24 protein-coding genes and 1 pseudogene are annotated in these 25,521 nt (G+C 70.7%); 11 read left to right on the forward strand and 14 right to left on the reverse strand.

Annotated features, from left to right (window positions below; translation table 11 throughout):
* Nucleotides 1–84: 84 nt before the first annotated feature.
* The 9 genes and pseudogenes from E1262_RS05575 to clsA form a co-directional block, all read right to left on the reverse strand.
* On the reverse strand, nt 85–561 hold the full coding sequence (locus E1262_RS05575; RefSeq protein ID WP_119658575.1) for a bifunctional nuclease family protein: 477 nt from the start codon (nt 559–561) through the stop codon (nt 85–87).
* Nucleotides 562–636: 75 nt separating this feature from the next.
* A complete protein-coding gene (ftsR, locus tag E1262_RS05580; RefSeq protein WP_132102259.1) occupies nt 637–1,305 on the reverse strand; it encodes a transcriptional regulator FtsR in 669 nt (222 codons plus the stop codon).
* 71 nt (nt 1,306–1,376) lie between these two features.
* Nucleotides 1,377–1,790, reverse strand: a complete 414-nt coding sequence (locus tag E1262_RS31260) for an FHA domain-containing protein (protein ID WP_269813964.1) — start codon at nt 1,788–1,790, stop codon at nt 1,377–1,379.
* Between the two features lie 75 nt (nt 1,791–1,865).
* A pseudogene (locus tag E1262_RS31980) lies at nt 1,866–1,913 on the reverse strand (hypothetical protein); the annotation flags it as partial.
* Between the two features lie 198 nt (nt 1,914–2,111).
* On the reverse strand, nt 2,112–2,498 hold the full coding sequence (gene gcvH, locus E1262_RS05590) for a glycine cleavage system protein GcvH (RefSeq protein WP_132102094.1): 387 nt from the start codon (nt 2,496–2,498) through the stop codon (nt 2,112–2,114).
* 34 nt (nt 2,499–2,532) lie between these two features.
* Nucleotides 2,533–3,633: a DUF881 domain-containing protein gene (locus E1262_RS05595; RefSeq protein ID WP_132102096.1), complete on the reverse strand. Its 1,101-nt coding sequence runs from the start codon at nt 3,631–3,633 to the stop codon at nt 2,533–2,535.
* On the reverse strand, nt 3,626–3,958 hold the full coding sequence (locus E1262_RS05600; RefSeq protein WP_132102098.1) for a small basic family protein: 333 nt from the start codon (nt 3,956–3,958) through the stop codon (nt 3,626–3,628). The genes E1262_RS05595 and E1262_RS05600 overlap by 8 nt, the downstream gene beginning before the upstream one ends.
* The gene (locus E1262_RS05605; protein WP_132102100.1) at nt 3,955–4,815 is read right to left on the reverse strand and encodes a DUF881 domain-containing protein; all 861 of its coding nucleotides are present in this window, start codon (nt 4,813–4,815) and stop codon (nt 3,955–3,957) included. Before E1262_RS05605 ends, E1262_RS05600 begins: the two co-directional genes overlap by 4 nt.
* 56 nt (nt 4,816–4,871) lie before the next feature.
* On the reverse strand, nt 4,872–5,474 hold the full coding sequence (clsA, locus tag E1262_RS05610) for a cardiolipin synthase ClsA (RefSeq protein ID WP_203453580.1): 603 nt from the start codon (nt 5,472–5,474) through the stop codon (nt 4,872–4,874).
* A 124-nt stretch (nt 5,475–5,598) separates the two neighbouring features.
* Here clsA and E1262_RS05615 point away from each other — a divergent pair, with 124 nt between their 5' ends.
* The 3 genes from E1262_RS05615 (at nt 5,599) to E1262_RS05625 (ending at nt 8,234) form a co-directional block, all read left to right on the forward strand.
* Complete coding sequence (locus E1262_RS05615) at nt 5,599–6,063, forward strand: MarR family winged helix-turn-helix transcriptional regulator (RefSeq protein WP_132102103.1); 465 nt, start codon at nt 5,599–5,601, stop codon at nt 6,061–6,063.
* Nucleotides 6,060–7,622 carry a DHA2 family efflux MFS transporter permease subunit gene (locus tag E1262_RS05620; protein ID WP_132102104.1) on the forward strand — a complete coding sequence of 521 codons (1,563 nt, stop codon included), beginning with the start codon at nt 6,060–6,062 and terminating at the stop codon, nt 7,620–7,622. Before E1262_RS05615 ends, E1262_RS05620 begins: the two co-directional genes overlap by 4 nt.
* Before the next feature lie 189 nt (nt 7,623–7,811).
* Nucleotides 7,812–8,234, forward strand: a complete 423-nt coding sequence (locus E1262_RS05625) for a VOC family protein (protein WP_132102106.1) — start codon at nt 7,812–7,814, stop codon at nt 8,232–8,234.
* 146 nt (nt 8,235–8,380) lie between these two features.
* On the opposite strand, the gene E1262_RS05630 is transcribed toward E1262_RS05625, so the two are convergent.
* Complete coding sequence (locus E1262_RS05630) at nt 8,381–8,986, reverse strand: dihydrofolate reductase family protein (RefSeq protein WP_132102111.1); 606 nt, start codon at nt 8,984–8,986, stop codon at nt 8,381–8,383.
* Nucleotides 8,987–9,143: 157 nt separating this feature from the next.
* Between E1262_RS05630 and E1262_RS05635 the strand changes: the two genes are divergently transcribed.
* From E1262_RS05635 to E1262_RS05650, 4 genes are all read left to right on the forward strand, one after another.
* A complete protein-coding gene (locus E1262_RS05635; protein ID WP_132102113.1) occupies nt 9,144–9,707 on the forward strand; it encodes a hypothetical protein in 564 nt (187 codons plus the stop codon).
* 44 nt (nt 9,708–9,751) lie between these two features.
* A complete protein-coding gene (locus E1262_RS05640; RefSeq protein ID WP_132102115.1) occupies nt 9,752–11,230 on the forward strand; it encodes a glutamate-cysteine ligase family protein in 1,479 nt (492 codons plus the stop codon).
* Nucleotides 11,231–11,311: 81 nt separating this feature from the next.
* On the forward strand, nt 11,312–13,120 hold the full coding sequence (locus E1262_RS05645; protein ID WP_132102117.1) for an ABC transporter ATP-binding protein: 1,809 nt from the start codon (nt 11,312–11,314) through the stop codon (nt 13,118–13,120).
* Nucleotides 13,120–14,955, forward strand: coding sequence for an ABC transporter ATP-binding protein (locus E1262_RS05650; protein WP_132102119.1), 1,836 nt, complete (start codon nt 13,120–13,122; stop codon nt 14,953–14,955). The genes E1262_RS05645 and E1262_RS05650 overlap by 1 nt, the downstream gene beginning before the upstream one ends.
* An 84-nt stretch (nt 14,956–15,039) precedes the next feature.
* Here E1262_RS05650 and E1262_RS31625 read toward each other — a convergent pair whose 3' ends face one another.
* The gene (locus tag E1262_RS31625) at nt 15,040–15,165 is read right to left on the reverse strand and encodes a hypothetical protein (protein ID WP_275261623.1); all 126 of its coding nucleotides are present in this window, start codon (nt 15,163–15,165) and stop codon (nt 15,040–15,042) included.
* Nucleotides 15,166–15,233: 68 nt separating this feature from the next.
* Between E1262_RS31625 and E1262_RS05655 the strand changes: the two genes are divergently transcribed.
* Nucleotides 15,234–16,076: an SDR family NAD(P)-dependent oxidoreductase gene (locus E1262_RS05655; RefSeq protein ID WP_132102121.1), complete on the forward strand. Its 843-nt coding sequence runs from the start codon at nt 15,234–15,236 to the stop codon at nt 16,074–16,076.
* 271 nt (nt 16,077–16,347) lie between these two features.
* Nucleotides 16,348–18,459 carry an MMPL family transporter gene (locus tag E1262_RS05660; RefSeq protein WP_132102123.1) on the forward strand — a complete coding sequence of 704 codons (2,112 nt, stop codon included), beginning with the start codon at nt 16,348–16,350 and terminating at the stop codon, nt 18,457–18,459.
* A gap of 175 nt (nt 18,460–18,634) precedes the next feature.
* Here the strand turns inward: E1262_RS05660 and E1262_RS05665 are convergent, their stop codons facing one another.
* On the reverse strand, nt 18,635–19,483 hold the full coding sequence (locus tag E1262_RS05665) for an SMP-30/gluconolactonase/LRE family protein (protein ID WP_132102125.1): 849 nt from the start codon (nt 19,481–19,483) through the stop codon (nt 18,635–18,637).
* 159 nt (nt 19,484–19,642) lie between these two features.
* On the opposite strand from E1262_RS05665, the gene E1262_RS05670 reads away from it, so the two are divergent.
* Nucleotides 19,643–20,293, forward strand: coding sequence for a PIG-L family deacetylase (locus E1262_RS05670; RefSeq protein WP_132102126.1), 651 nt, complete (start codon nt 19,643–19,645; stop codon nt 20,291–20,293).
* A 12-nt stretch (nt 20,294–20,305) separates the two neighbouring features.
* Here E1262_RS05670 and E1262_RS05675 read toward each other — a convergent pair whose 3' ends face one another.
* Both E1262_RS05675 and E1262_RS05680 read right to left on the reverse strand, forming a co-directional pair.
* Complete coding sequence (locus E1262_RS05675; protein WP_132102127.1) at nt 20,306–22,456, reverse strand: DEAD/DEAH box helicase; 2,151 nt, start codon at nt 22,454–22,456, stop codon at nt 20,306–20,308.
* A 354-nt stretch (nt 22,457–22,810) separates the two neighbouring features.
* Nucleotides 22,811–23,638 carry an alpha/beta hydrolase gene (locus tag E1262_RS05680; protein ID WP_203453582.1) on the reverse strand — a complete coding sequence of 276 codons (828 nt, stop codon included), beginning with the start codon at nt 23,636–23,638 and terminating at the stop codon, nt 22,811–22,813.
* A 390-nt stretch (nt 23,639–24,028) separates the two neighbouring features.
* Between E1262_RS05680 and E1262_RS05685 the strand changes: the two genes are divergently transcribed.
* Entirely contained in the window at nt 24,029–25,138 is a 1,110-nt protein-coding gene (locus E1262_RS05685; RefSeq protein WP_338033343.1) for an MFS transporter, read from the forward strand.
* Nucleotides 25,139–25,521: the final 383 nt, after the last annotated feature.

Here is a 25,521-nt window from a genome sequence, read left to right on the forward strand (position 1 = left end):
GCGGTCAATGCAACACGCGGCAAGTCTCAAGCTCGACTTCAGCTGTAGACAGAAATCACATCAGTCACACCAGTCACACGAGTCTCAGCCGCTGAAGTCTTCCGGCGTCACCTCGTCGAGGAACTGGCGGAACCGGGCGACCTCGTCCTCCTGCTCTTCGGAGTCGGGGTCGGCCATGAGCACGCCTGCCTCGTCGAGCAGGGGCTCGGACGCGTAGATGGGCGACCCGGTGCGCAGCGCCAGCGCGATGGAGTCGGACGGGCGCGAGCTGACCTCGAGCCCGCCGGACAGCACCAGCTCGGCGTAGTAGGTGTTGTCGCGCACCTCGGTGATGCGGACCTGCTCGAGCGTGACGCCGACGGCGTCGAGCACGTCTTTGAACAGATCGTGGGTCATGGGCCGTGGCGGCACGACGCCTTGCTGGGCGAACGCGATGGCGGTGGCCTCCACGGCACCGATCCAGATGGGCAGGAATCGGTCACCGCCCACCTCACGCAGAAGGACGATGGGCTGGTTGGAGGGCATCTCCACTCGGACACCCACGACGTCTAGCTCGCGCACGGTTTCAACACTACCCCCGCATCGGGCCGGACTCAGCGGGAGAACCAGCCCGCGGGACGTCGCCCGGAGCGACACTCAGCGCGACAGGCGGCGCGTTCCCGCGTCGACCAGCGCCGCGTGCAGCCGGACGGTGAGCCGGGCGACGTCGGCGGCGGCCTCCTCGGCGCGGCCGCGGGAATCGGCGCCACGCTGCCGGAACATCGGCGCCACCACCTGCTCGACCAGCCCGATCTGCCGTTCGGCGGCGGTCCGGACGGCGCGCAGGTGCCGCGGCTGCAGCCCGTAATGGGCCAGCTCGCCGGCCGTGCGCGCGACCAGCAGGGCATCGGCGTCGTACGCGCCCCCGCGGCGCGCCGTCACCAGCCCGTAGGACTCCAGCTCGGTCAGCAGGTCGTCGGAGATCGCCGCGGCCTCCAGCAGCGACGCCCGCGGCAGCAGCACCTCGTCGTTGGGCGACCCGGCCGCGGTGTACGGCGTGACGGTGCTGCCGCCCTCGGTGACCAGCTCCATACCTCGATCAAGTTGGCCGAGCTGCTCTTTTATCACCCGCAGCGGCAGATAGTGGTCGCGCTGCACCGTGAGGACGTAGCGCAGCCGGGCGACGTCGTCGTGGGTGAACCGGCGGTAGCCCGACGGCGAGCGCTGCGGCTCGACCAGGCCTTCGGTCTCGAGGAATCGGATCTTGGAGATGCTGACGTCGGCGAAGTCGGGCCGCAGCTGGGCGAGCACCTCGCCGATGCTCATCGTCTGGCCGGCCGGCGCGGCGTCGCGCCGCGCCGGCCCGGAGGCACGCGCCGAGTTCCCCTCGGCGGGACTCACCTCGGCCCGCCTCCGAACCCGTGCTGGCTGGAGTAGTAGACCAGGCGGTACTTGCCGATCTGGACCTCGTCGCCGTTGCTCAGCGCCACCTCGTCGATGCGGTCGCGGTTGACGTAGGTGCCGTTGAGGCTGCCGACGTCGGAGACGACGAAGCCTCCGGGCATGCGCCGGAACTCCGCGTGCCGCCGCGAGACGGTGACGTCGTCGAGGAAGATGTCGGAGTCGGGGTGCCGGCCGGCGCTGACGACGTCGGTGTCGAGCAGGAACCGGCTGCCCGCGTTGGGGCCGCGCAGCACCACGAGCAGCGCGCTGCCCTCGGGCAGGGCGTCGACGGCGGCCTGGTCGGCCGCCGCGAGGTCGCTGGAGTCGTCCCGCTCGACCTGTGCGGTCTCCTCGCGCACCATGGCCATGGTGCTCGTGGCGTCACCCCCCGTCTCGGCCGGCTGCGTGGGCCGGACCAGCGGGGTTCCGCAATTGGAGCAGAACTTCGCGTCGGACGGGTTTTGGTGCCCGCACTGGGTGCAGAACGGCATCAGCTGGCCTCCCGCCGAGGGTCTCCCCCCGGCTTCGACTCGTCGGCGCTACGAGTGTCTCACTCACTCTCGACCAGCGCCTGAGGGTTTACGGATGTTGGCAACCTAGAACCGGCCGCCGCCAGGGTCAACCTGCGGCCTTCCCCCTTGTACCTTGTGGGACTCGCCGCCGCCTGGGACCTCGCGGCCGGCGCTGGCTTACCCCTCTACCTGGGAACGGTAGTCGTCGGCCGTCAGCAGCTGATCGACGGCCCCCGGATCGGCCGGGACGATCTCGATCATCCAGCCGGCACCGTACGGGTCGGCGTTGACCTGTTCCGGCGCGGCGTCGAGCTCGTCGTTACGGGCCACGACGGTGCCGGTGACCGGCGCGAACAGCTCGCTGACGCTCTTGGTCGACTCGAGCTCGCCGCAGACGCCGCCCGCGGTGACCTCGTCACCGACGGCCGGCAGCTGGACGTACACGATGTCGCCGAGCTGGTCCTGGGCATAGTGCGTGATGCCGACGCGGACGCTGCCCTCGGCCTCGCCGGGGCTGCGGACCCACTCGTGCTCCGCGGTGTACCTCAGGTCGTCGGGATACAACGAGATCTGCCTCCTCGGGGGCACCTGTGCGGGGTCATTCGTCGTCGCCGTCCTCCGGCGCCGGGCGAGCGTACTGAGGCTCCTGCGGATCGTGCAACACGTCGACGGTGAGGTCGTCGTACTCGTCGACGGTGGCCTGGGCGCCGTCCTGCTCGATGTCGCCGACGACGCCGTCGGCGAACGTCATGGCGCCGCTCAGCTCGCCGGGATCGCCGAGGGCGACCACCTCGTACGGCGGCTCCAGCTCCTTGCCGCCGACGGTGAGCACGTCGCTGCTCGGGTTCTCGAACGAGGTGCTCGCGACCACGCGGACGGCCTCGTCGTTGCCGCCGCCGCGGATCTGGATCGCCTCGGCGCCGGCCACCCGCAGCTCGTTGACGGCGCGGAGCATGAGGAAGGCGTTGACCTTGTGGTCCGGATCACTGATCGTCATGATGATGCCGGGCCCGCTGGCCGCGATCGTGCCCGCCAGCACGCCGGCGCTCCGCGCCCGCTCCTGCGCCTGTTCGAGGGCGGCCGCCTCGGTGTCGGCGCCGCTGATGAGGTCGCGGCGGTCGGCCTCGAGCTCGGCGACGTGGTCGTCGAGGCGGTCGGCCTGACGGCGCAGCCCGTCGAGGATCTGCACGAGGTCGTCGCGGCGGGCGTTCGTGAGCGCGTCGTCGTCGTCGGACCGCACCTGCAGCACGGCGCCGAATCCGAGCAGCGCGACCAGCACCGCCACCAGCACCTGGCCGCCGTCGGGCTTCTGCCGGACGGCGTTCCAGAGCCGCCTGGTGCCCGACGGCGCGGCCGGGGTGAACCGTCCGCTGCCGGGGACGAACGGCTGGGGCGCCGCCGCGGGCTCCTCGCCCGCGGCCGGTTCCTCCCGTGCGGTGGGCTCGGGCTCGGCCGGCTCCTCCGGCTCGGCCGGCTCCTCGGGCTCGGCCGGCTCCTCGGGCTCGGCCGGCTCCTCCCGCGCGGCGGGCTCGTCCCGCGAGGGCGCCTGGGGCTCGTCGACGACGGCGTCGCCCGGCTCCGGCGAGCCGGCGAGCTCGGCGGGCTCCGGTGCGTCGTCGTGACGGTGGTGGGCGTGCCGCGGCGCGGCGTCCGCGTCGTCGGGCACGGCGCCGGCGGGGTCGGCGTTCGCGTCAGGCATGGAAGATGTGCCGCCTGATCGTCGCGACGTTGGTGAAGATGCGGATGCCCAGCACGACGATCACCGCCGTCGACAGCTGTGAGCCGACGCCGAGCTGGTCGCCGAGGAACACGATGAACGCGGCGATCAGCACGTTGGCGATGAACGACACGACGAACACCTTGTCGTTGAAGATGCCCTCGATGACCGCCCGGATGCCGCCGAACACCGCGTCGAGCGCGGCGACGATGGCGATGGGCAGGTACGGCTGCAGCTCCAGCGGCACTGACACGTCGAAGTAGAGGCCGGCCAGGATGCCGGCCAGGAGCCCGGCGAGTGGGATCATGGAGCGCCCTCCCACGGCGTCGCAAAAGCAAGTGGCGTGTTGCCGGCGGGCAGGGTGAGCGACTCGTCGGAGCTCACGTCGAACCGGATGCCGCTGCTGGCGGCGATGGTGCGCAGCCACTGGCCGCCGCTGCCGTCGCCGAAGTCGCGGGCCAGTGAGCGCGGGTCACCGATGGCGGAGACCTCGTAGGGCGCGTTCATGGGCCGGTAGTTGATCTGGATGACGTCCTGCGCGGAGCGGATGGCGCTGAGCGGGGTGATGCGCTGGCCGTTGATGGCGACGGCCTCGGCGCCGGCCGCCCACAGTCCGTTCACCACCTGGCGCAGGTCGAGGTCGAGGACGCGGTCGGTGCCGTCCTCGGCGCTCTGCTCTTCGGCGTTGTCGACCGTGACCACCACCCCTGGCCCCGTCACGGCGATCGCACCCGTTGTCGCCTGCAAGCTCTCGACTTCCTCCCGCGTCTGCTGCCCGGCCGCGGAGTTCTGCAGGAGGTCGTTCTCGAGCTCGCCGATCTCCCCCTCCAGGGCGCTGACCTCGCCCTGGAGCCGGCTGACCCGCGCGTCCTCGTTGTGGATCTGCTCGATGAGTCCCTGCCGCTCCGAAGAGACAACACTAGCGGTGTTGCGGACCTGCAACACCGCCATGGTCAGCAACAGGCCGAGCGCGACGAGCCCCACCGCGAGGGCCGGCGACCGCCAGGTGCGCTCCGAGGTCGGCCGCTCGCCGGCGGCCCGGCGGCGCGCAGCCGCGTCCTCGTAGCCGGGGTCGAGCGGCTTGGCGAACAGATCGTTGAGCAGCGACATCGACTCGTCCGGCCGCCGCAGCGGACGGACGCGAGGAGCCTGCCCAGTCACCACGGTCCTATGCTCGCACGCACGTCACGGCGTTCCGCGCCGACATCCGCCTCAGGCGCTCACGAATTCCGGCCGGCTCCAGGTGCCGCCAGCACCTTGCGGGTCTGTTCGGTGTAGAGGACCGCCGCCCACCAGTACAGCGCCACGCCCCAGACGACGAACGCCCAGCCGAAGACGCGGGCCAGCATCGGGATGGTGCCGTCGCCGTCGCCCCACAGCAGCAGCGGGAACGCGTAGAGCAGGCAGGCCGTCGCGGACTTGCCGAGGAAGTGGACGGGCAGGCCGGTGATGCCGCGGCGGGCGCGCAGCAGCGCGACGATGCCGGTCATGTACACGTCGCGCGCGACCAGCAGCAACGCGAACCAGAGCGGGATGATGTCGCGCAACGTCAGTGCGATGATCGTGGTGAGGATGTAGAGCCGGTCGGCGAGCGGGTCGAGCAGCTGGCCGACCCGGCTGATCTGGTTCCACCGGCGGGCCAGGTAGCCGTCGAGGTAGTCGGTGAACCCGGAGACCGCGAGCAGGATGATCGCGAGGGTGTCGGCCTCCTCGACCAGCACCAGCCAGAGGAACACCGGCACGCCGAGCAGCCGCAGGAACGACAGGATGTTCGGGATCGTGAACACCCGGTCGGTCTGCACCGCGGTCTCCTGCGCCTTCACAGCCAGTCCTCCCCCGTGTCGCGGCCGGCCGCCGCCCCCCAAGCGTACGCGTCACGATCCAGCGGGGTCGTATTCGTGATCGCTCTCACACCCGCAATGGTTGCAGGTACGTTAGTATTCTGCGGTGTCCGCCTCCGAGTCCGACTTCGTCCGCGCCCTGGAGGCGTTCCTCCGTCAGCTGTCGTGCACCAAAGCCGACTCCGACCTGCGGTCCATGATCGAGCTGGACCTCTCCATCTCGCAGTTCCGCTGTCTCATCCTGCTCAGCCGGCACACGGAGGCCCTGCCCATCAACGAGCTGGCCGACCGGCTCGACCTCACCCTGGCCACGGCCGGTCGCAACGTCGACCGCCTGGTCGCGCACAACCTGGTCGAACGACGTGAGGACCCGCACGACCGCCGCGTCCGGCTGGTCTCACTGTCCGACACCGGCCGGACGATCATGACCGAGATCGACGAGGCCCGGCACAACGCCATACGGGCCTTCGCCCGGTCCCTGGACCCGGCTGATCGGGACCGGCTCACCGCCGCGCTCGCTCCGATCGTCGAACCATCCGCACCGTCTCGCCTGGAGGAACAACTCTCATGAGTGCACCGGCCGGACCCCCCGACACCGGGTCCGACGACAAGCTCGATCGCGGCGTCCTGATGGTCGCCGGTGTGGTGGTGCTCGGCGCCATCATGTCGATCCTCGACGTCACGGTCGTCAGCATCGCACTGCCGACCTTCCAGTCCGAGTTCAACGCGTCCGTGGCCACCGTCGCGTGGACCATGACGGCCTACACCCTGGCGCTCGCCGCGGTCATCCCGATCACCGGCTGGGCGGCGGACCGGTTCGGCACGAAGCGCCTCTACCTGACGTCGCTCGTGCTGTTCGTGCTCGGTTCGGTGTTGTGCGCCTTCGCCTGGGACATCGGACCGCTCATCGGCGCCCGCGTCCTGCAGGGCCTCGGCGGCGGCATGCTGATGCCACTGGGCATGACGATCATGACCCGCGCCGCCGGCCCGGACCGCGTCGGGCGCGTCATGGCCGTGCTGGGCATCCCGATGCTGCTCGGCCCGATCGGCGGCCCGATCCTGGGCGGCTGGCTCATCGACGTCGCGTCGTGGCAGTGGATCTTCCTGATCAACCTGCCGATCGGCATCGTCGCGGTCTTCGCGGCGTGGCGCGTGCTGCCGCAGGACGAGCCGCAGCCGTCCGAGACGTTCGACTTCGTCGGCATGGCGCTGCTCTCCCCCGGCCTGGCGGCGTTCCTGTACGGCGTCTCGTCGATCCCGGAGCACGGCACCATCCAGGCGACCGAGGTGCTCGCGCCGGCCATCATCGGCCTGGCGCTCGTGCTCGCGTTCGTGATCCACGCGCTGCGCAAGGACCACCCGCTGATCGACCTGCGGCTGTTCCTGAACCGGCACCTCACCATCGCCGTCGTGACGATGTCGCTGTTCATCGTGGCGTTCATGGGCGCCGGCCTGCTGTTCCCGAGCTACTTCCTTCAGGTCCGCGGCGAGACCACGACGATGGCCGGCATCCTGCTCGCGCCCCAGGGCATCGGCGCCATGGTCACCATGCCGATGGCGGGCCGGCTCACCGACAAGACCGGCCCCGGCAAGCTGGTCCTCGGCGGCATCGTGCTCATCGCCCTCGGCATGGGGACGTTCACGCAGCTCGAGGCCGACACGTCGTACTGGCTGCTGCTGAGCTCGCTGTTCGTCATGGGCCTCGGCATGGGCATGACGATGATGCCGATCATGACCGCGGCGCTGGCCAGCCTCACGCACGGCGAGGTGGCGCGCGGGTCGACGCTCATGAACATCGTCCAGCAGACCGGCGGCTCCATCGGTACCGCCGTCATGTCGGTCATCCTGACCAACCAGATCCTCAACAACGACTCCGCCACCGCGTACTACGGGGCGGTCCAGACCCACACCATCGACCAGCTGCCGGCGGACATCGTCGGCCTCGGCCGGTCCGCCCTGGCGCATGCGTTCGGCGACACCTACCTGGTGGCGATTGTCCTGGTCGTGCTCTGCCTCATCCCGGCGTTCTTCCTGCCGCGGTCGAAGCAGGAGCTGCGCACGGACCCGCGCGAGGAGGGCGAAGGCGAGGGCGAGGGCGACGCCAACCAGGCGCCGGTCGTCCTGCACTGAGGTTCGATCTGGGCCGCCCACATCACGAGGATTACCCGAGCCTCAACACGCCTGCAAGCGTGTTGACGCAGCACAAAACCTCATGTTCACCCGCGACGGCCGTCCCAACCGCCGAGGCGGGTCTAGTGTCGGACGCGTGGCGGGTCCCGTCCGCGGATCCGGACGTTCCCTCGACGAGGAGGTCGGTCCATGAGCACGCGCCTCAACCCCTACATCGGGTTCCGCGACGACGCCCGGCAGGCGCTGGAGTTCTACCGGTCGGTCTTCGGCGGCGAGCTCCAGCTCAGCACGTTCGCCGACTTCGGCGCCAGCGACGACCCCGCCGAGGCGGGCAAGATCATGCACGGCCAGCTGGAGGCCGGGAACGACCTGGTCCTGATGGCCGCCGACACGCCGAACGAGATGGAGTACATGCCCGGCGGCAACATCTCGATCTCGCTCAGCGGCGAGGACGAGGACGAGCTGCGCGGCTACTGGGAGAAGCTGTCCGGCAGCGGCACCGTCACCGTGCCGCTGGAGAAGGCGCCGTGGGGCGACGCCTTCGGCATGTGCGTCGACCAGTTCGGCGTCACGTGGATGGTCAACATCACCGGGGCTCAGCCCCAGGAGTAGCGACCAGCTCGTCCCGGTAGGTGTCGAAGCCGAGCACCTCGGACCCTCACCGAGCAGAGCGGCCGCGTGCGGCACGCCGGTCAGCGGTTCGAGCACTTCGCGGGAGAACGCCTCGGCGAGGCCGAGACCGGGAACGAAAGCAGGCGTCATCGGTCGACACGGTAATGCAGGTGGGTGACGCCGGGCGCGGCGATCACCCGCACGACGTCCAGCGTCGTCGGCTCCAGCTCACCGAACAGCGGCCGGCCGGCACCGAGCAGCACCGGCACCTGATGGATCTCCAGCTCGTCCAGGGCGCCGGCCCGCAGCGCGAGCTGCGCCGTCGTCGCACCGTGCATCATCACGTCGCGGTCGCCGGCGGCCGCCTTGGCCTGCGCGACCGCGCTCTCGACGCCGTCGGTGACGTAGTGGACATTCGGACCCCGGACGGCGTCCGCGCCCGGTTCCGTGCGGGTGACGACGAAGATCGGGACGCCGTCGTGGTGATCGCCGCCCCAGCCGCCGGCGTGCTCGAACGTCCGCCGGCCCACCACCACCGCGCCGGTGGCCAGCATCTCGTCCACCACCGGCAGGCTGGCAGCGGCGGTGCGGATGACGGGCACGCCGCCACCTCCGCGGGCCGGGCCGTCGCCGTCGAACAGCCATGCGTGCAGCCGCTCCCCGCCGGTCCCGAGGCCGTTGCCCGGGCCATCGTCGGGACCGGTGATGAAGCCGTCGAGCGACATGGACATGTAGAGCACGGAGCGGGCCACGGGTCCTCCTCTGATCGGGTCGTCCTGCCGAGAACAGACCGGCGGCGGACCCGGAACTCAGCGCCGACGGTGTCATCGTCCGGCCGTGCGATCCACCCGGCCGGACGATGACACCGCGCATCTGGGGCCATGCGCCGATCGGCACGAGTGTGGGGGCATGACCTCCACAGCCCCCGCCCCGTGGTACGCGCGGATCGCGGCCCGCTGGCCCACCGCGCTCGCTCTGACGATGTCCGCCCTGACGCTGGGCGGCTCGGCGACCGTCGACGGCATGCGGGCGTTCGCCGAGATCCTGCCGATCCTGCCGCTGCTGTACGTCATCGTCGCCAAGCTGGAGAACCGGCGGGCGACCTGGCCGACGCTGATCATCAGCCTGGCCGGCGTCGTGGTGCTGCGCGGCTTCGACCTGCTGTCACCGGCCATCGCCATCTGGGCGTTCGCCCTGGTCGTGCTGGTGTGGAGCGCCGTCGACGGGCAGCTGAGGCGCGACGGGACGTTTCAGCTGGAGGCCGTCGGCATGCTCGGTTTCGGCGCGCTGGGCCTCGCGGGACTCGTCCTCGACCCCGACGTCGGCCGGTACCTGGTGGCGGCCGGCTGGTTCCTGCACGGCGTCTGGGACTTCGTCCATCTGAAGCTCGACAAGGTCGTGGCGCGTTCTTTCGCCGAGTGGTGCGGCGTCATCGACGTCGTCATCGCCGCCGAATTGGTGCTCAAGCTCTAGCCGACCTGGGGTAATACTGTGCTGACGAGCCGCTGGAGGTTCACATGGGCGAGGACGTCGGCCGGCAGGAGTTCACCCGGGCGGACCGGACGAAGTACCGCGCCAAGGTCCGCCGTTGTCTCGACGCCTTCGAGCGCATGCTGCGCGAGGCGCAGTTCGAGTTCGACCGTCCGATGACGGGGCTGGAGATCGAGCTGAACCTCGTCGACGACCACCACGACCCCACCATGCGCAACGCCGAGGCGCTGGCGGCCATCGCCGACCCGGCCTTCCAGACCGAGCTCGGCCAGTGGAACCTGGAGATCAACCTCGCCCCGCGGGAACTGTCCGGCCGCGGCGTCGGCGCCTTCGAGGAGGACGTGCGGGCTAGCCTGAACGACGCGGAGCGGAAGGCCGGCGCCGTCGGCGCGCACCTGGCGATGATCGGCATTCTGCCGACGTTGCGGCTGGAGCACATGACCGGGCACGCGCTGTCGGTGAACCCACGGTACGAGCTGCTGAACGAGCAGATCCTGGCCGCCCGCGGCGAGGACGTGCACCTGGCGATCACCGGCTCGGAGCGGCTGCGGGTCTCGTGCGACACCATCGTCCCGGAGGCGGCCTGCACCAGCACCCAGTTCCACCTGCAAGTCAGCCCGGAGCAGTTCCCCGCCGTCTGGAACGCCGCCCAGGCCATCGCCGGCGTGCAGATCGCCGTCGGCGCGAACTCGCCGTTCCTGCTCGGCAAACAGCTGTGGGCCGAGACCCGCATCGCGCTGTTCGAGCAGGCCACCGACACCCGCAGTGAGGAGCTCAAGGCGCAGGGCGTGCGGCCGCGGGTGTGGTTCGGGGAACGGTGGATCACCTCGATCTTCGACCTGTTCGAGGAGAACGTGCGGTACTTCCCCTCGCTGCTGCCGATCGTCTCCGACGAGGACCCGATCGACGTGCTCGACCGCGGCGACACCCCGGAGCTGGCCGAGCTGCGGCTGCACAACGGCACCATCTACCGCTGGAACCGGCCCGTGTACGCCGTGGTCCGCGGCCGCGCCCACCTGCGGGTCGAGAACCGCGTGCTGCCAGCCGGGCCGACGGTCGCGGACACGCTGGCCAACGGCGCGTTCTACTACGGGCTGGTGCGGACGCTGTCCGAGGAGGACCGGCCGGTATGGACGCAGATGTCGTTCAGCGCCGCGGAGGAGAATTTCCACGCCTGCGCCCGCGACGGCCTCGAGGCCCAGGTGTACTGGCCCGGGCTGGGGCACGTCCCGGTCGCCGAACTGGTGCTGCGGCGGCTGCTGCCACTGGCCTACGAAGGGCTGCGCCGCTGGGGCGTCGACACCTCGGAGCAGGAGCGGCTCCTCGGCGTCGTCGAGCGGCGCTGCGCCGATCACCGCAACGGGTCCGACTGGCAGGTCGCCGCGTTCCGGCGGCGGTTCGAGCGGACCTCCGCGGAACGCCTCGACGCACTGCGCGGCATGCTGCACTCGTACGTCGAGCACATGCACTCCAACGAGCCCGTCCACACCTGGGCCGTGGACTGAGCCTGTGCGCTGAGCGCTCATGATCGGGTGCCGGTTAACCAGGTGAGGTCTGTCGGTGCCTCGTGTTAGAACTGCCGGACGATGACAATCACCACTCCGGCGCGTACCGAGTTCTCCGTCGCCGGCCAGCCGGAGTACGACCGACGTGGCCCGGTGCGCTGGATCGTGTCGCACCAACTGCGCAACCCGTGGCACCTGGCCGGCTTCCTGATCGGCTCGGTCGCCATGGTGGTGCTCAACTCCATGGTGCCGGGCCTGGTCGGCGACGCCTTCGACGCCGTCCTCGACGAGTCCGCCGACCGCCGGGTCGAGCTGACGACCATCGCGGTGATCCTGCTGGTGGTGGTCATCGGGAGGACGGTGCTCGACTTCGTCGCGCGCCTGTGCACCGAAGTGCTGGCCAAGCGCATCGAGCGCGACGCCCGCGACGAGCTGTACGTCAGCCTGCTCGGCAAGAGCCAGACGTTCCACAACCGGCAGCGGGTCGGCGACCTCATGGCCCGCGGCGCCAACGACGTCCGCCAGCTCGGCACCATGTTCAGTCCGGGAATCGACCTGCTGGTCGACTCCCTCACGCAGGGCATCGTCCCAATCGTGTTCATCGGGTTCCTCGACCCCCGGCTGCTGGTCGCGCCGCTGATCTTCGCGGTCGCGTTCGTGTGGTCGATCCGCCGATTCATGCGGCGGCTGTCGCCGGTATCCACGCGGCTGCGCGAGCACTACGGCACCCTCAACGCCGGGCTCAACGAGACCATCCGCGGCATCGAGGTGGTCAAGGCCACCGGCCAGGAGCAGCAGGAGCTGGGCAGGTTCAGCCGCAACGCCCGCCGCTACCGCGACGCCTACGTCGAGCAGGGGCTCATCCAGGCCCGCTACCTGCCGACGCTGCTGCTGTCCATCGCGACGGCCGGCGGCCTGCTGCACGGGCTGTGGCTGCTCGACGCCGGCGAGCTGAGCGTCGGCGGGCTGATCACCTACATCGGGCTGCTCGGCCTGCTCGGCTTCCCGGCGTTCATCTCCATCTTCTCGTTCTCGCTGGTCCAGAACGGCATCGCCAGCGCCAACCGGCTGCTCACGCTCATGCGCGAAGAGACCGAGCTCGACCACAACGAGGCCGGCCACGTCGCGCCCATGCGCGGCGCCGTCGAGTTCCAGGACGTCACGTTCACCTACGGCGGCCAGCCGGTGCTCGAGCACCTCTCGTTCCGCATCGAGCCGGGCCAGACGGTCGCCGTCGTCGGCGAGACCGGCGCGGGCAAAACCACGCTGACGAAGCTCGTCAACCGCATCTACGACGTCACGTCCGGGCGCATCCTGGTCGACGGCGTCGACGTTCGCGACTGGAACCTCGACTCCCTGCGCTCGCAGATCTCCACGATCGAGCAGGACATCGTGCTGTTCAGCCGCCCGGTGCACGAGAACATCGCGTTCAGCCTCGGCCAGCAGGCCTCCCGCGACGACGTCGTCCGCGCGGCCGAAGACGCCCAGGCGCACGAGTTCGTCACGGCGCTCGACGACGGCTACGACACCGTCATCGGCGAGCGCGGCGTCACGCTCTCCGGCGGCCAGCGGCAGCGGCTGGCCATCGCCCGGGCGCTGCTCACCGACCCCGCCATCCTGGTGCTCGACGACTCCACCAGCGCCATCGACAGCGCCACCGAGGACGAGATCCAGCGGGCCATCCAGCGCGTCCTCGAGGGCCGCACGACGCTGCTCATCACGCACCGGCTCTCGCAGATCCGGTGGGCCGACAAGGTCCTGCTGCTGCAGCGCGGCCGGCTGGTCGACGAGGGGTCGCACGACGAGCTGCTCGGCCGGTGCGTGCTCTACCGGCGCATCTTCGCCCACTACGACGAGGTGCGCGACGGCGACGGGAAGGCGGCCGGCTGATGGCGTTCCTCATGGACGGCCTCGACGCCGAGGCGTACGACCGCAGCTACGACGACCGCGAGCTGCTGCGCCGCATCCTGCGCTACTTCCGGCCCAAGGCGAGGGTCATGGGGCTGGTCGCGGCCGCCATCGTGCTGCAGTCGCTCATGCAGGCGGCATTCCCGATCCTGGTCAGCGAGGGCCTCGACCGCGTCGTCGACGACCGCACGACCGGCCTGGTGGTCGCGCTGGTGTCGGCCGTGCTGGTCACCGGCGTGCTCGGCTGGGTGTTCAACTTCGTGCAGCGCTGGTACACCGCGACGGTGGTCGGCGACGTCGTGCTGGGCCTGCGCGAGGACGCCTTCGACGCCGTCCTCGACCGCGACATGTCCTTCTACGACGAGCACTCCTCCGGCAAGGTGGTCAGCCGGGTGACGTCGGACACCGAGGACTTCGCCACCGTCGTCACGCTGACGCTGAACCTCGTCAGCCAGGTGCTGCTGGTCGGCCTCGTCACAGTGCTGCTGTTCACCCGCAACGTCGCGCTGGCGCTGCTGGTCATGGCGGTCGTGCCGGTCATCGTCGCGATGGCGCTGGGGTTCCGGCGCATCGCCCGCGAGACGACGCGGCACCAGCAGCGGTCGCTCGCGAAGGTCAACGCGACGCTGCAAGAGACCATGGGCGGCATCTCCGTGGCGAAGAACTTCCGCCAGGAGCAGACCATCTACGACGAGTTCCGGCCGATCAACGGGCAGAACTACCGGGTCACGCTCAAGCAGGGCTTCGTGTTCGGCGCGATCTTCCCGGCGCTGTTCGCGGTGGCCGGGCTGGCGACGGTCATGCTGGTGCACGTCGGGGGCGGGCGGGTGCTCGACGGCGGCATCTCGGCCGGCGACTGGTACCTGTTCCTGCAGAGCGTCGGGCTGTTCTGGCTGCCGCTGACGTCCATCGCGTCGTTCTGGTCGCAGTTCCAGCAGGGGCTGTCGGCGTCGGAGCGGGTGTTCGCGCTGATCGACGCCGAGCCGCTGGTGGTGCAGCGCGACCCGCAACCCGTCGGCCGGCTGACCGGGCGCATCGAGTTCCGCGACGTCACGTTCGGCTACACCCCGCAGCACACCGTCCTCCACGGGTTCGACCTCACCATCGCCGCCGGCGAGACCGTCGCGCTGGTCGGGCACACCGGTGCCGGCAAGTCGACCATCGGCCGGCTGCTGGTGCGGTTCTACGAGTTCCAGGACGGGCAGATCCTCGTCGACGGCACCGACATCCGCACCGTCGACCTCACCGGCTACCGCCACCAGCTCGGCGTCGTGCCGCAGTCGCCGTTCCTGTTCTCCGGCACCGTGGCCGACAACATCCGCTACCCGCGGCCCGGCGCCTCCGACGACGAGGTCCGCGCGGCCGCCGCGTCGGTGGCCGGCGGCGACTGGCTCGACGCCCTCCCCGACGGTCTCGACACCGAGGTAGGCGAGCACGGCTCCGCGCTGTCGATGGGTCAGCGGCAGCTGGTCGCGCTGGCCCGGCTGCTCCTGCAGGACCCGTCCATCGTCATCCTCGACGAGGCCACGGCCAGCGTCGACCCGCTCACCGAGGCGCAGATCTCCGAGGGCCTCGACGTCGCGCTGGCCGGCCGCACGTCCATCGTCATCGCGCACCGGCTGTCCACCATCGAGCACGCCGACCGCATCATCGTCATGCGCGACGGCGGCATCGTCGAGGAGGGCACGCACGAGTCGCTGTTGCGCGCCGGCGGCGCCTACTGCGACGTCTACAACACCTACTTCCGGCACCAGTCGCCCGACTACCGGCCCGGCACCGGCTTCGTCGGCGTCCGGGCCGGTGCCGGCGACCACTGACACCACCCTCTTGCTGGTCGGGTGAGGCGTCGCCGGTCCTCCACGGCGTCCACGTGGTGAGATTTCGCCGGGATCTGGGGCACGTCACGACGTTTTCTGGAGCGTCACCACGCCTGCAATCGTGTTGAGGCTCCAGAAATCCTGGTGATGCCGGCGATCGTCGACGACGCGCGTCACCGGCACGTCCTCGGTCACCGCCTGCACCCGCACCCGCTCATGCTGCCACCGCCCGACCCGTGCCCTACTGTGACCTCACCGGAGCGGGAGGGGCGGAGCGCATGCGGCTGACGGGATCGACGATCGTGCTCACCGGAGCGACATCGGGCATCGGGCGGGCGACGGCGCTCGAGCTGGCCGCGGCCGGGCCGCGGCGCCTCATGGTGCACGGCCCGCAGCCGGCCGCGGAGGTCGCCGATCTGGTGAGTGAGCTGTCCGCCGTGGCCGGCCCGGACGGCGACGTCGTCTACCTGCGGGCCGACTACGGCGTGCTCGGCGAGGTCGCGGAGCTGGCGGCGGCGGTGCGGGCGGCCTACCCTGACGGGGTCGACCTGCTGATCAACAACGCCGCCCGGCCCGGCCCGCCGTCGCGCCAGCTCACCGCCGACGGTCACGAGGCGACGCTGCAAACGAACTACCTCGCTCCGGTCGCGCTGACCACGTTGCTCCTCGACGTCGTGGGGGCCGGCCGCGCCGGGCGGATCGTCAACGTCGCGTCGGCCACGCACTACTCGGCGACGCTGGCGCTGGACGACCTCGAGCTGGCCGGGCCGGGCTACTCCCCCGCGTCGGCGTACGCCCGGTCAAAGCTGGCGCTGGTGACATGGACCTGCCGGCTCGCCGGGCGCCGGCCGCGGCCGACGGTCGACGTCGTGAGCGTGCATCCCGGCGTCATCGCGACCGGGCTGCTGCACGCGATGTTCTCCGTCGGCGGCGACAGCCCGGAGCACGCGGCCGGCAACCTGCTCGCCGTCGCTCAGCGCGACGACGACAACGGCACCTACTACGACGAGCGCCGCCCGGCCACGCCGAACTCGATCGCGCTGGACTCCGTCGCCCAGGAACTGCTCGAGGAGTTCACCCAGCGGATGCTGGCGCCGGTGCTGCCGGCCGCGACCGGCTGAGCGGCTCGGGATGTCACATCTTCGGCGCGCCATCCGTCAACGCAGTGACGGCCACTCGAACCACGGATGGAGAAGGAGCCGAACACTCTAGGGAAAAACCCTGACGACATTGTCGGTCGAGCGCGATATCTTCCTGCCGATCACATGACTCACGCTCGATCCGTGCCCGGCTGGGCACGGGCCAGCGAAAGAGGGGCCATCCGATGAGTTTCCGCAGCACCGCCGGTCTGACTCCATCGACAGACACTCTCGAACCTTCTGGGGGGACACCATGACACGCTCGCTCACCGGGCGGCTGACCGGGCGATTCGGCAAGTGGGTCGTGCTTGCCGTCTGGCTCGTTCTCGCCGCCGTCGGTGGAAGCCTCGCCGGGCAGTTGACCGACGTCGAAGAGAACGACACCGTCGAATGGCTGCCGGGCAGCGCCGAGTCGACCGCCGCGTTCAAGGAGCAGGCCGACTTCGCCTCCACCGATGCCGTTCCCGCGGTCATCGTGTATGTCCGTGACGGCGGCATCACCGAGGCCGACATGGCCAAGGCGGAGGCCGACGCCGACGAGTTCAGGACGTTCGACGCCCTCGAGGGCGAGGTCGTCGGCCCCATTCCGTCCGAGGACGGCGAGGCCCTCGAACTCATCGTCCCGCTCACCATCGGCGACGACTGGGAAGCGGCACCAGACCTGCTGGAACAGGTGCACGAGCAGGCGGACAGCGACGCGAACGGCCTGCAGGTGGAGGTCGCGGGGCCGCTAGCGATGGTGGCCGACCAGGCCGAGTCGTTCAGCGATCTGGACGGCAATCTCCTGATCGCCGCGGTCGTCGTGGTCATCGTGATCCTGCTGCTGACCTACCGCAGTCCGATCCTCTGGGTCATTCCGCTGGTCTGCGCCGGAGTCGCGGTCACCTGCGCACAGGGTGTGGTCTACCTGCTCGCCCGATACGCCGATCTGACCGTGAACGCGCAGAGCGCGAGCATCCTGGCCATCCTCGTCCTCGCGGCCAGCATCGACTACGCACTGCTGCTCGTCGCCCGCTACCGCGAAGAGCTGCGCCGGCACGAGGACCGGCACGAGGCCATGGACTTCGCCCTGCACCGGGCGGGACCGGCCGTCATGGCGAGCGCCGGCACGGTCGTGCTCGGCATGCTCTGCCTGATGGTCGCCGAGATGAACTCGACGGCCGGTATGGGCCCCGTGCTCGCCGTCGGCGTCGCGGTCGGCATGGCGGCCATGCTGACGCTGTTCCCCGCCGTCCTGGTCATCTTCGGGCGCTGGATCTTCTGGCCCAAGCGGCCGCAGTTCGGCAGCGACGAGCCCACCACCCGCGGCCTGTGGGCCAAGGTCGGCGCATGGATCCGGCCGCGGCCGCGGCGGGTGTGGGTCACCACGACCGTCGTCCTCGGTGCGATGGCGCTGGGTATCACGCAGCTCAACGCGAACGGACTCAGCCTCGAGGAGGGCTTCACCAGCGAGCCCGACTTCGCCCAGGCGGAGCGGGTTCTCGGTGAGCACTTCGACGTGGGCGCCGGCGACCCGGTGGTCGTCATCGCGAACGCCGACCAGATCGACGCCGTCGCCTCCGCTCTCGACGACAATCCCGCTATCGGGAGCGTCACCGACCCGGTCGTCGCCGGCGACCGAGGCTACGTCGAGGGCACCCTCACCCTCCAGCCCTACAGCGACGAGGCCGGCGACGCCATCGAGGACATCCGTTCCGCGGTGCACGCCATCGAGGGCAGCGACGCCGTCGTCGGCGGCTCGGCCGCCATCAACGTCGACATGCAGGATGCCTCGGCCCGCGACAACATCGTCGTCATCCCACTGGTATTGGCGGTCGTGCTGCTGATCCTGATCGTCCTGCTCCGCTCGCTGACCGCGCCACTGGTGCTGATCGGGACGGTCATCCTGTCGTTCGCCGCCGCGCTCGGCGTGAGTGGGTTCATGTTCACGAACGTGTTCGGCTTCGCGGGTGCCGACTCTTCATTCCCGCTGTTCGCGTTCGTGTTCCTCGTCGCGCTGGGCATCGACTACAACATCTTCCTGATGACCCGGGTGCGTGAAGAGGCCATGAGGTTCGGCACCCGGCGCGGCGCCCTGATCGGCCTAGCCGCCACCGGCGGCGTCATCACGTCCGCGGGTGCCGTGCTGGCCGGGACGTTCGCGGTGTTCCTGGCGATGCCGCTGGTGTTCCTGGCAGAGATCGGGTTCGTGGTGGCGTTCGGCGTCCTGCTCGACACGCTCATCGTGCGGGCGGTGCTGGTCACAGCCCTCAACCTCGACATCGGCCGGCGCATGTGGTGGCCCAGCCGGCTCGCGAAGGTCGACGACGTCGACGAGGCCGAGGCACCCCCGGGCGAACGCACGCTCACCGAAGCGCGCCCCTGAGACCGAGCTCCCGCTTCCCCAGGCGCGCCTGCCTGGGGAAGCGGGAGCCGCCCGAGTCAACTCAGGGCTCGCCGCCCGCCTGGTGTTGATCTTGGAGTTGTTCGGCCATCTATCGGACATTTCACCCCGCAATTGCCGAACAACTCCAAGATCAACGCGGAGGCGAACGTCGCCGTCAGCCGCCGAACTCCAGCAGCGGCAGGCCGCGCACCCCGGGCTCGCGGATGACGAACAGCGCGCCGTCGCCCGTCCCGGCGTCGTCCAGGCCGAGTCGCGACGTCGTGACGATCAGCTCGTCGAGGCCCGCGCCGGTGAACGCGACCGCGGTGGCGCGCCGCGCCGGCAGGTCGACGACGGCGTCGAGGCGGCCGTCGGCGTCGTAGCGGCGCACCTCCCCCGTCCGGTACGTCGCCACCCACACCCCGCCCTCGGCGTCGACGGCGAGGCCGTCGGGTCCGCCGGGCACGTCCGCCCACGCGCGCCGGCCGGTCAGCCCGTCGTCCGCGGACCAGTCGAACACGTCGATGCGGCCGGTGTCGGTGTCCACGTAGTACGCGCGGGTCCCGTCGGGCGACCAGCCGAGGCCGTTGGAGATCGTCACGTGTTCGACCGCCGCGGTCACCGCGCCGGACGGGTCGATGCGGTGCACCGTGCCCGCCCCCGGTGTCTCGTCGTAGGCCATCGTGCCCAGGTAGAACGCGCCGTCAGGGGCACAGCCGCCCTCGTTCGAGCGGATTCCGGGGTCGGCCCATAGTTCCGGCCCTTCGGCCAGCGGCGCGTCGAGGGCGTCGCCGCCGGCGAGCGCGACGGCCCGCTCCGTCGCGACCAGCCACCCCGCGCCCCGGCGCGGCCTGATGACGGCGGCGACCTTGCCGGCGTTACGACGGGCGACCTCGCCGGACGGGCTCAGCTCGAGCACGTCGCCGGCCAGCATGTCGACCCAGCGCGGCCCCGCCCAGCGGGGCGAGTGGACCGGGCCCTCGCCGTGCTCGCACACCGCCGCCGTCAGCTGCTCGGCCTTCATCGGCCCTCCTCCGGGGTCTCGGGATGCTGCACACCTTGCCCGAGGCGCCGCCCGGCCGCCAGTGGCGCAGCTCAGCGCGGACCGCCATGGGACGAAAGTCCCGCGACCGGGGTCTTTCCGGCCCTAGGATGACGATCCGGGGCGGATCGATCCTGAGACATGAGCAACTACGTGAGGCCGGTGCCGGCCGTCCGCGCCCTGCTCGTGGTGTGCGCCCACCCCTACGACGCCACGTTCGCGCTGGGCGGCGTCATCGCCGCGTTCGCCGGCGCCGGGACGTCGATCCACATCGTCTGCCTCACGCACGGGCGCACGCCCGACCCGCGCCCGCGGCGCCGTCTGGACCGTGCCCGCGACCTCGGCCGCGCCACCCGCCAGCTCGGCGCCGACGACGTCACGCTGCTCGGCCACCCTCCGGGGGCGCTGGCCCTGACCAGCCTGGACGCCCTGGCCGACGAGATCCTGGCGGCCCGGCACAACGCCGACGCGATCCTCACCGTCGACGCCACCGCCGGCGACGCGCACCCGGACCACGTCCGCGCCATGCGCGCCGCCTACCGCGCGGCCGCGAAGCAGGGCAGCACGCTCTACGCCTGGACCCTGCGGACCGGCCAGGCCGCACGCGGCCGCCAGGTCCTCGTCGTCGACGTGGACCGCGAACGGCAGCGCGCGGCGACCGCCTGCCACACCGGCCTGCCCGCCGACGACCCGCTGCGCCGCAGCTGGCTGCGCCTGCAGGATCGCACCGAGCGGCTGGTCGTGCTGCGCACCGAGCGCACCGCCGCGCCGGTCGTCACCCGGAACGGCTGACTCCGGCGGCGCCTACGGCGACGCCGTCAGCGCGTCGGTCAGCAGCGCGACCAGCGCCTCGAGCTGCAGGTCAGACGCCGACGACACCTCCTCGTCGGAGCCGTCGAGGGCCCGGGCGGCCAGTCCGGCCTTGCCGTCGATCAGCTCCGCGATGCGGGTGTCGACGGTCTGGGCGGCGATGATGCGCCACGCGGTGACGGGCTCGGCCTGGCCGATCCGGTGGACGCGGTCGATGGCCTGCGTCTGCTCGGCGGCGGACCACGACAGCTCGGCCAGCACCAGGTTCGAGGCGACCTGCAGGTTGATCCCGACGCCGGCGGCCGTCAGCGAGCAGACCGCGACGGCGACGTCGGGATCGTTGACGAACGCGTCGATGTTCTGCTGCCGCTTTCGCGTGGTCTGCTCGCCGCGGATCGACGAGTACCGCAGACCGCGCTCGGCGAAGATCGCCTCGGCCGCGTCCATGACGTCGATGTGCTTGGCGAAGAACACGACCTTCCCGACGCTGCGGACCAGCTGTGCGGCGTAGTCGGCGGCCAGGCCGGCCTTCGCCTGGCCGATGCGGCGGATCATGCTGAACACGTTCTCGCCGGTCTTCGTCGACTTGTCGGCCAGCTCAGCGCCGGCCACGCGGCGCACGAGGTCGGCGTCGATGCCGTCGACGGCGCCCGCGTCGCCCCGCGCCTCGAGCGCGGCGCGGTAGCGGGCCACCAGGCGGTCGGCGAGCTCGCGCTCGGCGGCGCGGATCGACCGGCCGGCGGCGTCGTCCAGCTCGACCGGCAGGTCGGCGACGCGGCGAGCCGGGATGTCCGCGGCCACCTCGCTCTTGCGCCGCCGGACGATGCCCATGTCGATCACGGCGGCGCGTGCGGCGGACGAGAACCCGGGGTCGACCGGCGTCAGGCCGGTCTCCTCCAGCGCCTCCATCAGCTCCCGGCCGGGCTTGCGCTCGTCGATCCAGCCGAGGAACTGCCAGATCGCGCGGAAGTCGTCGATGTCGTTGATCAGCGGGGTGCCGGTGAGCGCCATCAGCAGCGGGCGGAGAGTGCGTGACCGGATCTGCTCGGCGAGCTGGAGCACGTGCTGGGAACGCTGCGACTTCTTGTTCTTGATGAAGTGCGCCTCGTCGACGACCATGCCGCGGAAGCCGAGGTCGCCGAGCCAGCCGACGTGGCGGTCGAGCACCTCGTAGTTGACGACGATGATGTCGGCGAAGCCGTCGATCGTGTCGCCGTCGCCGTGGATGACGGTCGCAGGGTGGGCGGGCGTCCACCGCGCGGCCTCGCGCGCCCAGTTCGTCTTGACCACGTTCGGGACGACGACGAGCAGCGGGTAGGCGTCCGCGGCCTGCGCGGCGAGCAGCGCCTGCGCGGTCTTGCCCAGACCCGGCTCGTCGGCCAGCAGGAAGGTCCGGTGCCCGGCCTCAGTGCCCCCGACCACTCGGGCCTGGTGCGGCATCAGCTCCAGGCCGGGCGGCGTGCTGACGGCGCCCGCATCGGGCAGCGCCATGGAGGCGGTCGTGCCGTCGGTGGCGTTCTCGAACGAGCTGAGCAGCGGCCCGATCAGCTCCCAGTTGACCAGCCGGCGCGGCCGCGTCGCGCTCTTCTGCGCCGGACGGGCCGCTGCGGCCTCGTAGTCAGGCGCGAGGAAGGGGTTGGCGAGCTGCCGCGAGATCACCGCCTGCGGCACCACCTGCCGCTTCGCCGTGTTGACGGCGGCAGCCGCCGGCGCGGCGACCGGGACCTCCTCGGGGCCGGGCGTCCGGCCGGCCGCGGTCAGCATCTCCCGCCGCAGCGCCCTGGCCGCGTCGCTCACCGGCGCGTCCTCGGCCAGCAAGCCCAGCAGCGACGCGTCGCGGACGGCGACCTTCGCGAGGATCGTCGCGATGCCGTCGAGCCGCTTGAGCTGTTCGGCGCGGTACGCCTCGCTGTGGGTCTCGTCGGCCTTGACCTGGGCGCGCTCCTCGCGCACCAGCAGGGCGATGACCTGGAACTTGGTGCGTACCGACGGCTTCATCGAGCCGCGCTGGACGCTCCCCTCGATCTCGCGCACGGCGCGCGCGAGGACCGACATGATGCCTTCGTTGTCCTTGGCCCGGCCGCGCTGACGCGACCGGCTCGCCGTCCGACTGGCGCCGGGCCGGCGCCTGGCGTCTCTCGCCAAGTGCTCCTCCTCCGGAGTTGCCACGCTCGCGTGGGTGCCAGCGGCGGGGTCGGCCGCGCCTCGACGGCCGGCCGAGCGCCGGTGTCGCGCAGCGCGCGAAACTGCTCCCCCACGACGCGGCTCGGCCCTGCAGATCCGGGCGAGCCTGGCGCCACTGTCACATTCGAACGTGCCGACCTGTGGTCGGTTCTCTCGTCGCCGACCGCAGTGGAGAGACCCGTTCGACGGGTCCCACTGTGGCGCGGCTGTCTACAAGACTAGCGCTCCTCGAGCCGCAATACGCGCAAGTCCGACCCTTGCGTCGCGGCTCGGGGCTATCAATGTCAAGGCGCGCCCGCCCCGAGGTATTCCCGATCAGGGCGTATCCGGCAGGAGTACCGCACGCAGCCAGGCCGCCGTCAACGCGAGCGACACCGGGCTGTCGAACGCCGCGTCCTCGTGGCCGGCGCCGCCCAGGAGCTCGAATCTGCTGCTCGCGCCAGCCCGGCTCAGGGCGTGGTGCAGGGCCGCGCCCTCCGACGGCGCGACGATGCGGTCGCGGTCGCCGTGCGCGATGAGGAAGGGCGGCGCCTGCGCCGAGACTCGGGTGAGCAGGCTGAGCTCGCGGGCTCGATCCGCGGCATCCGTGACCGAGGGGACACCGAGCAGGTCCGCCTCGAACGCGAACGGCAGCAGCCGCCCCTCGACCTGGCTGCGCGTCCCCGCGGTGAGCAGGTCGGACGGGCCGAACCAGTGGACGACGGCCTGAACAGCGCTGGACCGGTCGAGGTGGCCGCCGACGGTGCCTTCGAGCGCCGGGTCGCCGGGCGTCAATGCCAGCAGCGAGCCCAGGTAGGCACCGGCCGACGCGCCCCAGACCCCGACGCGCCCGGTCGCCACCCCGAGGTCGGCGCCGTGCGCACGCAGCCAGCGCACCGCCGCCTTGAGGTCGTGCAGCTGGTCGGGGAAGACGGCGCCGGGCAGCAGGCGGTAGTCGGCCGACGCCACGGTCACACCCCGCTCGGCCATCGGTATCAGCCGCCGCACGCGGTCGTCGGCCTTGTCGCCGTTCCGCCAGCCGCCGCCGTGGACGTACAGCACCAGCGGCGCGTCGTACCGCGGTGCGTGATAGAGGTCGAGCGCGAGCCGGGCGCCGTCCACCGCCGCATAGACGAGGTCGTTCTCGACCCGCACGGAAGACACCGGTCCGCTCCACTCGTTCCTGGCCAGCCCGGCCTCCAGCCTAGCCAGCGCGAGCCTCGCGCTCAGTGCTGATGCACGGACCTGTCTCGTTCGAGGCGACCTGTCGTCGGATGATCGAGACGGTGGCTTCCTGACGAAGCGTCCCAGGTTTGCGCCGCTCTTACACGGGTTGCGGCTCGTGGTTGAGAGCAGCGTCGTGGGCTCTTGTACGGCTCGTCGTGGAAGATCGTGGTTCGGACAGCTCCAGCAAAGCTCTGGAAGCATGGTCGGGTGACCGAGCGATACCGACCCACCGACGCTGAGCCTTCATCCACATCGTCACCCCCCAATCGACCAGGCGGCTTTACGAGGTGGATCGCGGCGAATCTCGGTACGGCGATTCCTCAGTCGATGGCGCCTATCACCTTCGGACTGGCGACTCTGCCCCAGGGAGACGCCGACGGGGGTGCCTTGATGATGACGGCGATGACGGCCGCCCAGGTTCTCGGTGCAGTACCCATTGCCGCTGCAGGCCGACGGTTCTCCGTGACCGCGTATACCCGAATTCTCACCGCGTTCCGGACGCTTGCCTTCCTCGGTCTGGTTCTCTCCATCGCAGGCGAAGGACCACTTCCGGTCCTGATAGTCGCCGCCAGCTTCGCCGGGCTGGTCAATGGGGCGATTTTCGGAATGCTGCGAGCGATCTTGAACGACATGGTCAGCTCGCGCAAGCTACCCCGCGCGCTTGGAGTCGCTGCGACCGCCAACGAACTCGTCTTCGTGAGCGGGCCGATTCTCGCTTCGACGATCGGGGGGCTGTCGGTCATCGCAGCAGTCATCATCATGGCAGTCACCAGTGCTCTGCCCCTGGTGGCACTCCCCCGCATCGCACGTCGCACGCCGTCGGAGTCGCCCAGTGTCCGACAGAGGTCGCCGCGCATGGGTGCGCTGGTCTGGGTGTTCGCAGCCGGCAGCGCCGGCGCCTGTGTCGCTTCGGTCGAGGTCGGTGCTGTGGCATTGGCGCTACGCCATGGGCTCGCACCCAGTGCAGCGTTTCTCTTCACCGTTCCACTGTGTGTCGCATCTGTGCTCGGAGGCGTCTGGATAAGCATCCGTAACCGCCGTCTCCGGCAGCGGTCCGTTGTCGGAATGATTCTGCTGACCGTTGTCGGCACTCTCGCCGTCGCCTGGGACGCGTGGCTCGGCTCCGCGATCACCGGCGCTGTGGTCATCGGCCTGTTCCTGGCCCCGCTTGGGATGTCGTTCTCGCTGACGCTCGACGACGTCCTCCACCCGGGGCGACGAGCCGAAGGGTTCGCTCTGCTACGGACGTCGAAATCCGTCGGCGTCATCATCGCCTCGTCGTTGATCGGGTTTGTCTCGCTGGGGGCGTCCGCACTCGTCTCGGCGGCTCTCGCCTTCGTATCGGCGGTCCTCATCGGCGCTGTACACGTGCGCGGGGCCCACCGGCGGAAGCATGCGGCAAGACGACAAGACGCCACCGTTTCGCTGCGGACTTAGCGGGAAGACGTCGACCACCTCGGAGAACAACTCCGCGAAAGCGCTCGGGAGGACAGATCAAAGGCGGCTCGTCGACCCGATCCGTGGGTCGGGGCTGGAACGTGTCGGCGAGCGTCGACTGACGCGTGGTTCGTCGGGCGGACGTGCGTCGGGGGGCTGGTGGACGTGATCCACGTGGTGAGATTTCGCCGCGATCCGGGGCACGTCATGAGGTTTTCTGGAGCATCACCACGCCTGCAATCGTGTCGAGGCTCGGGTCATCCTGGTGATGCAGCCGATCAGTGGGACGGCGAACGCCACGACCCCGACGACCGGCACACCCCGGCGAAACCTGACCCGCCGACCCACGGAAGCAGCAGAAGAGCCACTTGACCTGAACCCCA

The organism is Jiangella aurantiaca, assembly GCF_004349105.1.
In the GTDB taxonomy this organism is placed as follows: domain Bacteria; phylum Actinomycetota; class Actinomycetes; order Jiangellales; family Jiangellaceae; genus Jiangella; species Jiangella aurantiaca.

Coding starts and splice junctions, on each gene's coding strand:
- ftsR (WP_132102259.1), bottom strand. CDS start 1,305: ATGAGCATCGGCGAGGTGCTCGCCCAGCTGCGGCCCGACTTCGCCGAC.
- E1262_RS31260 (WP_269813964.1), bottom strand. CDS start 1,790: ATGGCCATGGTGCGCGAGGAGACCGCACAGGTCGAGCGGGACGACTCC.
- E1262_RS05595 (WP_132102096.1), bottom strand. CDS start 3,633: ATGCCTGACGCGAACGCCGACCCCGCCGGCGCCGTGCCCGACGACGCG.
- E1262_RS05600 (WP_132102098.1), bottom strand. CDS start 3,958: ATGATCCCACTCGCCGGGCTCCTGGCCGGCATCCTGGCCGGCCTCTAC.
- E1262_RS05620 (WP_132102104.1), top strand. CDS start 6,060: ATGAGTGCACCGGCCGGACCCCCCGACACCGGGTCCGACGACAAGCTC.
- E1262_RS05625 (WP_132102106.1), top strand. CDS start 7,812: ATGAGCACGCGCCTCAACCCCTACATCGGGTTCCGCGACGACGCCCGG.
- E1262_RS05635 (WP_132102113.1), top strand. CDS start 9,144: ATGACCTCCACAGCCCCCGCCCCGTGGTACGCGCGGATCGCGGCCCGC.
- E1262_RS05640 (WP_132102115.1), top strand. CDS start 9,752: ATGGGCGAGGACGTCGGCCGGCAGGAGTTCACCCGGGCGGACCGGACG.
- E1262_RS05645 (WP_132102117.1), top strand. CDS start 11,312: ATGACAATCACCACTCCGGCGCGTACCGAGTTCTCCGTCGCCGGCCAG.
- E1262_RS05650 (WP_132102119.1), top strand. CDS start 13,120: ATGGCGTTCCTCATGGACGGCCTCGACGCCGAGGCGTACGACCGCAGC.
- E1262_RS05655 (WP_132102121.1), top strand. CDS start 15,234: ATGCGGCTGACGGGATCGACGATCGTGCTCACCGGAGCGACATCGGGC.
- E1262_RS05660 (WP_132102123.1), top strand. CDS start 16,348: ATGACACGCTCGCTCACCGGGCGGCTGACCGGGCGATTCGGCAAGTGG.
- E1262_RS05665 (WP_132102125.1), bottom strand. CDS start 19,483: ATGAAGGCCGAGCAGCTGACGGCGGCGGTGTGCGAGCACGGCGAGGGC.
- E1262_RS05670 (WP_132102126.1), top strand. CDS start 19,643: ATGAGCAACTACGTGAGGCCGGTGCCGGCCGTCCGCGCCCTGCTCGTG.
- E1262_RS05685 (WP_338033343.1), top strand. CDS start 24,029: ATGGCGCCTATCACCTTCGGACTGGCGACTCTGCCCCAGGGAGACGCC.